6 protein-coding genes are annotated in these 6181 nt (G+C 66.0%); 4 read left to right on the top strand and 2 right to left on the bottom strand.

Annotated features, from left to right (window positions below; translation table 11 throughout):
* Positions 1-674 precede the first annotated feature (674 nt).
* The gene (locus AC1DQR_RS20585; protein WP_150985789.1) at positions 675-998 is read left to right on the top strand and encodes a hypothetical protein; all 324 of its coding nucleotides are present in this window, start codon (positions 675-677) and stop codon (positions 996-998) included.
* Positions 999-1180: 182 nt separating this feature from the next.
* Here AC1DQR_RS20585 and AC1DQR_RS20580 read toward each other — a convergent pair whose 3' ends face one another.
* Together AC1DQR_RS20580 and AC1DQR_RS20575 are read right to left on the bottom strand one after the other, a co-directional pair.
* Positions 1181-2458 carry an FAD-dependent oxidoreductase gene (locus tag AC1DQR_RS20580; RefSeq protein WP_477133698.1) on the bottom strand — a complete coding sequence of 426 codons (1278 nt, stop codon included), beginning with the start codon at positions 2456-2458 and terminating at the stop codon, positions 1181-1183.
* Between the two features lie 49 nt (positions 2459-2507).
* Positions 2508-2993: a hypothetical protein gene (locus tag AC1DQR_RS20575; protein ID WP_416048320.1), complete on the bottom strand. Its 486-nt coding sequence runs from the start codon at positions 2991-2993 to the stop codon at positions 2508-2510.
* A gap of 114 nt (positions 2994-3107) precedes the next feature.
* On the opposite strand from AC1DQR_RS20575, the gene AC1DQR_RS20570 reads away from it, so the two are divergent.
* From AC1DQR_RS20570 to AC1DQR_RS20560, 3 genes are all read left to right on the top strand, one after another.
* Positions 3108-3974 carry an AraC family transcriptional regulator gene (locus AC1DQR_RS20570; RefSeq protein WP_477133693.1) on the top strand — a complete coding sequence of 289 codons (867 nt, stop codon included), beginning with the start codon at positions 3108-3110 and terminating at the stop codon, positions 3972-3974.
* A 139-nt stretch (positions 3975-4113) separates the two neighbouring features.
* Positions 4114-4551 (top strand): MarR family winged helix-turn-helix transcriptional regulator, encoded by a 438-nt coding sequence (locus AC1DQR_RS20565; protein ID WP_416048318.1) that lies wholly within the window; start codon positions 4114-4116, stop codon positions 4549-4551.
* Between the two features lie 41 nt (positions 4552-4592).
* Positions 4593-6137: an efflux transporter outer membrane subunit gene (locus AC1DQR_RS20560; RefSeq protein ID WP_477133692.1), complete on the top strand. Its 1545-nt coding sequence runs from the start codon at positions 4593-4595 to the stop codon at positions 6135-6137.
* Positions 6138-6181: the final 44 nt, after the last annotated feature.

Here is a 6181-nt window from a genome sequence, read left to right as displayed (position 1 = left end):
GGTTCGAGGTCATGATGTTCTCCATTTGCATTTGAGGACCCGCGCTTGGGCGGAATCGAATCGGTACGCTTTGGAACCCTTCGCTTCTCTTGCCTGTTATCTACTAGTAGATAGATAAGCCGGCCAAAAAAAACGGGAATTCCCCGGGTGATGCGCTGGATCCTCTTTCCTGCTTCAGCTTTCTTGCTGGGGCGGAGCAGCGGCTTCCATGCGCTGAATATTATCTACTGGTAGATAGATAGTCAAGGAGTTTCTTAGATCGGATACCTGAAACCCAAGATACCGCGCAAAGCGCACATGGGACGTGACGAGACGCTAGAAGAAAAGCCGGGGAAAGCCAGGAAAATCGGGGGAATGCACCGGCCGCGGCACACCTTTCACGCTCCGGGACAGGGCGCGGCCGAAAGGAAAAAGCGCAACAAGGATTTACAACGTTTTACTACGGCCTCCCCGGATTCACTCCTAGGATGAACTGTGCGGGACGCAGCATAGGCAGACGGGGGCGAGTTCTCATGCGCCCTGGCCTGCCTGCACTTGCGTGCCCCGCTGGCCCACCGAGGTTACCGCCCCAGCTTGCCTGGCGTGGCGCAGATGCCAGCTATTCCGGCCGGCCTGTGACCGGGCGCACCCTCGCTGAACCATAGGCGACCACCTCCTTACCACCGGAGCAAGAGATGCGCAGAGTACTCACGTTGACGTTACTTGTCGCCGCCGCAACGGCTTCAGGCTTGAGCTATGGCCAGCAGAAGAAGTTCGACCCTTACACCGACGGGGCCAAGGCCGGCAAGGCCGATCCCTATACGGATGGGGCGAAAACCGGCAAGTTCGATCCGTACACGGATGGTGCGAAGCAATCCACGCAAATGGACCTGAATGCCACGCAAGGCAAGCCCGATCCCTACACGGACGGGGCCAAGGCTGGCAAGGCTGATCCCTATACGGATGGCGCCAAGGCCGGCAAGGCCGACCCGTACACGGACGGCGCGAAATCGAAGTAGCGAGCAGCCGAAAGGCGCGGCCACCATGTTGCCGCGCCGCCGCGTGGCAATGCTCGCTCCCGGGCAATAGCGCCCCGGGTTCGGACCTTTGCGGCGGCAACCACGCGCGGCCCCTTCGCTTGGCCGCGCTGAGTACGTTTGTGTGCGCAAGGTCACACCGCCTCCTTCCCCGATCGCCACGCCTAGCCGGCCAGGACCCGCTCCGCTTGCCGGCCGCTGGCGCCCAGTAACACCTCTGTCCCGCGCTGCGACGCCAGGATGGCGCGCGCGCTATATTCCCGCATCGCGGTTTCGTAGCCGCCAATGGCCGCCCGCAGCGAGCGGCGGCCGGCGGCGGCCTCGCCCAGCTGCCGCGATAGCAGGAGCGCATCGTGCAGCGCCGTGTTTGCCCCCAGGCCGCCGGCCGGGCTCATGGCATGGATGGCGTCTCCCAGCACGGTGACGGCACTGCTTGGCCAGGCAGCGGGCACATCTGCCGTCCTGACGGGCACCATCGCCAGCGAGGCACGATCGCTCTGCTGGAACAGCGGGCGCAGCCCGGCATGCCATCCCGCCGTGATGCGATCGAGGCGCGCGGCAAGCGCGTCCTGCTGCAACGCGTCCCCGGCTTCCCAGCCGATGCCAAGGGTTTCGCGCGCGCCGACGATGGCCCAGTAGAGGTAGTCGCCAGGCATGCTCAGGCGGTACCCCGCGGGCGGCGGGCGGAACCGCATCGGATCGATGATGACGGCCAGGCCATCGCCAAAGATGATCGACGTCCTGGCAGGCAGCAAGCCGGATAGCCGCACCAGCATGGCAGGCGTGGGATCGGTCTTGCCGTAGAGGCAGGCAAACCCGGTATCGGCCGGTGCCGCGCCCGGCAGGCGCCGCCGGCACACCCTTGAATTAACACCATCCGCCGCGACGAGCAGGTCCGATACGGTGGATGAACCATCGGAGAAGCCCGTTTGCACGCGCGCGTCTTCGTCTTCACGGTAACGCACGAACGCCTTGCCGAAATGCACCCGATCCTCGATGCCATGCATCAGGACTTCGCGCAGCGTCTGGCGATTCACGCTCAGGTCTTCCGCCTGCGCATCGGCTTCCGTCTCCGCTTCCGCTTCCGCTTCCGCTTCTGCTTCTGCTTCTGCTTGCGCTGCGGCGGGCGCATCGCCACGGGCACGCCGCCACGACTCCACCCACCTGCCGCTGATGGCCTCGAGCCCGGTGTCCACTATGTTGACGCCAGCGGCGGGGATGGCGCTGGTCGACTGGAACACGCTGAACAACGCCGCCGGCAGGCAGCCCTTCAAGGCCTGCTGGCCCGCGTGGTCGATCCGGATGCGGTAGCCCTGCGTACGGCTGGCCAGCGCGGCATCGCGCTCGTAGACATCGAAGCCAATGCCCCGCTGCTTGAGTCCTTGCGCCAGGCATAAGCCTCCCAGGCCAGCGCCGACGATGGTGATGTGCAGTGGTTTCATAGACACGGAAAACTTAGCGGTTTGAGCCATGACGTTGGTTTTAAAGCGCTCAACGCGCGGCTGCCCCGGGTGCCTGCGCATCCGCGGACGCATCCAGCGTGGTCTCGTCCAGCGCCCGCGCGGCCAGCGAAAGCGCGTCGGACATGGTGGCGGAAATCGCCATGGGAATGCCGAAGGCCTTGACGGCAAGCAACGCTTGGGCCTTGAGCGCGGCCCGCTTGATCGGGTCGGGCTCGATGTGGATCAGCGCCTTGCATACCGCGCCAAGCGGTGCCTTGTACTGTTTCAGCCACAAGGCGCGCTGCTTGCGGTCCTCCTGCGTTTCCTCCGCTGGCCGCTGGTCATGGATCAGGACAAAGGGCCGGCCCTGCTCGACCAGCGCGGTCATCTCCTCGCGCCACTGGATTGCATAGCCCGGCTGCATGGCCTGCGTGCGGCCGATCACGATGGGAAAGCGGCTGGCGTCGTAAATCTGGAAGCTGGGTGTTGCGGATATGGCCGGGATTGCCGGTACGGCGGGGATTGCGGTCTGCATATGGATCTCCTGCGGCGCGGGGAAGTGTGGATGGCAGCGCCTTGGGAGCAAGTATCCGGCGGATTCGGGTAGACTCGATATCGTTATCCTGCCTAAAAATAATGAGTTTCAGCCATGTCGTCGCATCCATCCCATCCTGCGTCCTCAGCCCGCGTGACGGCGGAAACGGAAAGCCTGCTGGCCGCCTTTGCCGACACCAGCGAACAGCCGGGCGGCCCTGCCCTGATCGCTATGCGCGGCGCCGACAAGGCGGACAACGAGTTCCGGCTCGGTACGCGTGAGCTGGGCTGGCACAGCCACGTGCGCGGCCAGCTGTTCTGCATCGACAACGGCCTGGTGCATGTCCGCACGCAGCGCGGCTCCTGGCTGCTGCCCGCCCAGCGGGCTGGCTGGATGCCACCCGGAGAAATGCACCGGGTCACGATCAGCGGCGTGCTGAGCGGCTGGAATGTGTGGATCGCGCCCGCCGCGGCGCAGGACCTGCCCAGCATGCCCTGCGTGGTGGGGACCAGCGACGTGATGCGCGCGCTGATCAGCCGCGCTGCGTCCTGGCCTTCGCCGTTCACGCTGGACGCCGCACAGGAACGAATCACTGCGGTGCTGCTGGATGAAATCCGGCAGGCGCCACAACAACCCCTGCACCTGCCGCTGCCGACCGACCGGCGCGCCTGCCGGATCAGCAACGCCATCCTGGCGCAGCCCGACGACCGCCGCAGCCTGGTGGAATGGGCGGCCTGGGCCGGCTTGTCCGCGCGCACGCTTTCCCGCCTGTTCCAGGGCGAGACCGGACTGAGCTTTGCCAACTGGCGGCAGCAGGCCCGGCTCACGCTGGCGCTGGAGCGCCTCGCGCGCGGCGAGGCCGTGGGCGAGGTTGCGCAGGCGCTGGGCTACGCCACGCCAAGCAACTTCATCGCCATGTTTCACCGAGCGTTTGGCGATTCTCCAGCCCGGTATTTCGCCAGCCGCGGGGTGAACGCGTAGCCATCCGCGCCGGCAAGCGGCACATTCGGAACCTGCTGACCGCCCTCTGCGCACGTGCTAAACAATGTAGATTCTGACCTTGAATTTATCTGACTTATCAAATACCATCCAACCAGCGGACGGAAGACAGGAGGCAGCCATGAAGCACTACACGAAAGGGACTTTCAACCTGACGGAGAGCGTCGGTTTTTATCTCAACAAGGCCCGCAATCTTGTGCTGATGGAGATGGACGCGGCCCTGAAGGAACTGGATATCACCGCCCAGCAGATGGGCATCCTGCTGTCGCTGTCGCGCGGCACGGCCACCACCCCGTTCGAGTTGAGCAAGCTGCTGGTGATCGACACCGGCCTGATGACCCGCATCCTCGACAAGCTGGAGCACAAGGGCCTCTTGACCCGCTCGCGCAGCGTGGATGACCGCCGCGTGGTGAACCTGGAACTCACCGCCAAGGGCCACAGCGTTGCCGACCAGATCCCGGAGATCGCCCCCGAGGTGCTCAACGCGCGCCTCAAGAATTTCAGCAAGAGCGAGTTCAACGAATTGTTGCGCCTGCTCGACAAATTCTCGGCCGCCTGAGCGCGCGTCTTTTTTTAACCATTTATCTGACAAATCAGAAAATGAAAACGCAGACTTCTCGAACGACCGGCCATGCCCTGCGCACCGCCAAGGTCCTGCCCCTGCTGCTCAGCGCCTGGCTGGCCGGCTGCGCCAGCTACGCGGGCATCTCCAGCGACAAGCACGTCGCCGAGCCCACCGCGCTGGAAACCACCGCCAGTCTGCCCGCCGAGCAAGGCCACTGGCCCGCGGCCGAATGGGCCGCCCAGTTCGGTGACGCGCAGCTGCGCGCGCTGATTGCCGAGGCGCTCGAAGGCAGCCCGTCGATCGACATGGCCAAGGCTCGCCTGGCCGCCGCCGCTGCCTACAGCGAAGGCGCCAATGCCAACACCTTGCCGCGCGTGGACGCCGGTTACGCCTTGACCCGCCAGCAGTACTCGGCGACAGCCATGGTGCCGCCGCCGGTCGCGGGTTCCTGGCAGACCGAAAACCGTGGCGTGATCAGCGCCACCTATGAACTCGACCTGTGGGGCAAGAACCGCGAAGCGCTGGCCTCATCGGTTTCGGCCCGTCGCGCCGCCGAGGCCGAATCGGAGCAGGTCCGCCTGTCCGTCAGCTCGGCCGTGGCCCGCGCCTATAACGAACTGGCCCGCCTGTACGCCCTGCTCGACATCGCCCAGGACGAAGTCAGGCAGCGCAGCGCGCTGGCCCGCATCACCCACGCCCGCGCCGCCTCCGGCCTGGACACCGAAGTGGAACAACGCACCGCCGACGCCAACCTCGACGCCAGCAACACGGCGGTCACGGCGCTCAACGGCGCCATCCTCAATGCCCGCTACCAGCTGGGCGCCCTGCTCGGCCGCGGCCCGGACCGCGGGCTGGCCCTCGCGCGGCCCACGCTGAGCCCCGGCGATGCCGTGCGCCTGCCGGACAACCTCCCGGCCGACCTGGTCTCGCGCCGCCCCGACATCGTTGCCGCACGGTGGCGCGTGGATGCCAGCACCCACGACATCAAGGTGGCCAAGGCCGGCTTCTACCCCGACATCAACCTGAGCGCCGCGATTGGCCTGGATGCCTTTGGCTTTGGCCGCTTTCTCACCGCCGCCAGCCGCACCGCCAGCGCCGGCCCGGCCATCCACCTGCCGATCTTCGATGCCGGCGCGCTGCGCGCGCAGTTGAAGGGCCGCTACGCGGAATTCGACTTGGCGGTGGCGAACTACAACCAGACGCTGATCGGCGCCCTGACCGACGTGGCGACGCAACTGGCCCAGATCCGCACGATCGATGCGCAACTGGTTGATGCACTGCGCGCCGAGCAGAACAGCCGCCGTGCCCGCGACCTGGCCCTTGCGCAATATCGCCAGGGCCTGACGACCCAGCTCACCGTGCTGAACGCGGAAACCAGCGCGCTAGCCCGCACCCAGGCCGTGGCGCAGCTGCGCATGACGCGCCGCGACCGCCAGATCGCGCTGGCGGCGTCTCTTGGCGGCGGCTACACGGATACGTCCAGCGTGGCGCCCMCCGCGGTGGGCGCCACGCCGCCAGTCCTTCGCGCCGCCGCGCCCGGCGCTCCCGAACAGCCGCAATCGCCGCAATCGCCGCAATAACCGCTCAACTCAGATAACACCACCGATACAGCTACCGAGGTGAT

The sequence above is a fragment of the Cupriavidus sp. 05L411 genome (assembly GCF_056398045.1).
The sequence above is the reverse complement of the archived record's forward strand: the minus strand, read 5'-3'. Positions and strand labels throughout refer to the sequence as shown.

Excerpts from the sequence above, each read along its gene's own strand:
- AC1DQR_RS20585 (WP_150985789.1), top strand. The coding sequence starts at position 675 with ATGCGCAGAGTACTCACGTTGACGTTACTTGTCGCCGCCGCAACGGCT.
- AC1DQR_RS20575 (WP_416048320.1), bottom strand. The coding sequence starts at position 2,993 with ATGCAGACCGCAATCCCCGCCGTACCGGCAATCCCGGCCATATCCGCA.
- AC1DQR_RS20565 (WP_416048318.1), top strand. The coding sequence starts at position 4,114 with ATGAAGCACTACACGAAAGGGACTTTCAACCTGACGGAGAGCGTCGGT.
- AC1DQR_RS20570 (WP_477133693.1), top strand. The coding sequence starts at position 3,108 with ATGTCGTCGCATCCATCCCATCCTGCGTCCTCAGCCCGCGTGACGGCG.
- AC1DQR_RS20580 (WP_477133698.1), bottom strand. The coding sequence starts at position 2,458 with ATGAAACCACTGCACATCACCATCGTCGGCGCTGGCCTGGGAGGCTTA.